The 2286-nt window shown below is 75.8% G+C and carries 2 protein-coding genes; both read left to right on the top strand.

Annotation, left to right across the window (positions count from 1 at the left end):
• Positions 1 to 177 precede the first annotated feature (177 nt).
• A complete protein-coding gene (locus ACFY3N_RS26580; RefSeq protein ID WP_390819251.1) occupies positions 178 to 1404 on the top strand; it encodes a sensor histidine kinase in 1227 nt (408 codons plus the stop codon).
• Positions 1401 to 2093, top strand: a complete 693-nt coding sequence (locus tag ACFY3N_RS26575; protein ID WP_390819250.1) for a response regulator — start codon at positions 1401 to 1403, stop codon at positions 2091 to 2093. The genes ACFY3N_RS26580 and ACFY3N_RS26575 overlap by 4 nt, the downstream gene beginning before the upstream one ends.
• Positions 2094 to 2286: the final 193 nt, after the last annotated feature.

Here is a 2286-nt window from a genome sequence, read left to right as displayed (position 1 = left end):
GCCGGGCACCACCCGCTCCCCGCCCTGCCCCGCCCCTTCCGTGGTGAAGGCCCACCGCCGCGACCGGGGTGTCCCCGGCGCGCCGACACCGCCGGAGCCGGTAACTCCGTTTGTTTCGGGTGCTTTTGGGGGCCGCGCGTCCCCCGACACCGTCCCGCCGCGCCTAGGGTGGAGCCCATGACGTCAGCCGAGGAGGAGCCGCCGCGCGCGCTGCTCGCGGGGGCTTCGCGCCGGTGGGTACGGCTGCTGCCCCGGGGCGTGGCGTTCGTCCTGTGCGTCGCCCTGCTGCCCACCACCATCCAGGTGCTGACCGCCGACTACGGGCTGCACGGCGGCGTCGCGAGCGCGCTGGCCGTCGCGCAGTCGGCACCCCTGCTGCTCGCCGTCGTCCGTCCGCTGCGGGCCTGGTGCGTGATCTTCGCCGCGGACGTGGCCGGGGCGCTCGCCCTGCTCACCGTCGACTTCGAGGAGCGGCTCCTGTGGCCGTTCCCGCCGATGCAGATCGTCGGGTACGTCGGCCTCTGCCTGGCCCTCGGCCTGCGCGAGCCGCGCCGGACGCTGCTGCTGGTGTGGCTGGCGACGGCGGCCGCCAACGCCGGCCTGGGGTTCGTCGCGCCCCACGGCACGAGCGCCATGGAGCTCCTGCTCACCATCCTCAGCGGCGTCGCGCTCCTGCTCGCCGGCGCGCTCCGCGAGCGGTACGAGGTCCAGCGCAGGCTTGCGGAGCAGGAGACGATCAGCGAGACCGAGCGCGGCCGGCGCACGCTGCTGGAGGAACGCGCCCGCATCGCACGCGAGCTGCACGACGTGGTGGCGCACCACATGTCCGTCATCACGGTGCAGGCGGACACCGCGGCGTACCGCCTCGACGGACTGCCGCCGGACGTGCGGGAGGAGTTCACGTCCATCGCGGCGACCGCGCGCGAGTCGCTCGGCGAGATGCGACGGCTCCTCGGCGTGCTGCGGAACGAGGAGGCGCACGGCGAGCTCGCGCCCCAGCCGGGCCTGACGCGGATCGGGCAGCTGGTGGAGGCGACGGCGAGGGCGGGCATGCCGGTGGAGTTCACCCCCTGCGACGCCGAGGTGCCCGAGGCGGTGGGCCTCTCCGCGTACCGCATCGTCCAGGAGGCCCTCGCGAACGTGGTGCGGCACGCGCCGGGCGCTCCGACGCAGGTGTCGGTGTCCACCGCGCAGGACGGGGCGCGGCTCACCGTCCTCGTCGTCAACGGGCCGCCGCCCGAGCCGCCCGCCGCGCCGCTCGAGGAGGGCGGCACCGGGCACGGCCTCGTCGGCATGCGCGAGCGGGTGCGGCTCGTCGGCGGCACCCTCGACACGGGGCCGCTGCCGGACGGCGGCTTCCGGGTGGCGGCCCGGATCCCCCTGAACGGAAAGGACCTCACGTGACGACCCGCGTCATCGTCGTCGACGACCAGGCCATGGTGCGGGCCGGCTTCGCCGCGCTGCTGGCCGCCCAGAGCGACATCGACGTGGTGGGCGAGGCCCCCGACGGCGCCCAGGGCGTCGAGCTGAGCCGGCGCACCCGTCCCGACGTCGTGCTGATGGACGTCCGCATGCCCGAGATGGACGGCCTCGAGGCCACGCGCCGCCTCCTCGCGCCCCCGCCGGGCGGTGGGGACACCCCCCTGAGGGAGCACCGGCCGCGCGTCCTGATGCTCACCACGTTCGACGTCGACGACTACGTCTACGAGGCGCTGCGGGCGGGCGCGAGCGGCTTCCTGCTGAAGGACGCCCCGCCGGCCGACCTCATCGCGGCGGTACGCGTCGTCGCCTCGGGCGACGCGCTCCTCGCCCCCTCCGTGACGCGCCGCCTCATCGCGGACTTCGCCCGGCAGCGTCCCGCCGGCCGGGGCAGGCCCGCGCTGCGGCTCAAGGCCCTGACGGAGCGCGAGACCGAGGTCCTCACCCTGGTGGCCCGCGGCCGGTCCAACGCGGAGATCGCGTCGACGCTGGTGCTGGCCGAGCAGACCGTGAAGACACACGTGAGCCGCGTCCTCACCAAGCTCGACCTGCGCGACCGCGCCCAGGCGGTGGTCTTCGCCTACGAATCCGGGCTGGTGACCCCGGGCGAGTAGGACTGCTCCGGGCACGCGTACGGCGCGGGTGCCGGCGTCCCCGAACCGTGTCGGGCGGCCCGCGGTCCGTCGGAGCGGCCCGCTCCACGCACCCGGACGGCACGGGCGGCCCCGGCGGAGGGCAAAGCCCGCCCCTCCTCCACCCCCTACCGCGGTAGCACCTCCACCTTGGCTCCCGGGTATGACGCCCGGC

Origin of the sequence: Streptomyces sp. NPDC000348, from assembly GCF_042898795.1 — a bacterium.
Classification (GTDB): domain Bacteria; phylum Actinomycetota; class Actinomycetes; order Streptomycetales; family Streptomycetaceae; genus Streptomyces.
This window is presented reverse-complemented; position numbering and strand designations above follow the sequence as displayed.

Bases quoted from the DNA above. Each gene is read 5' to 3' on its own strand.
- ACFY3N_RS26580 (WP_390819251.1), top strand. From the start codon at position 178: ATGACGTCAGCCGAGGAGGAGCCGCCGCGCGCGCTGCTCGCGGGGGCT.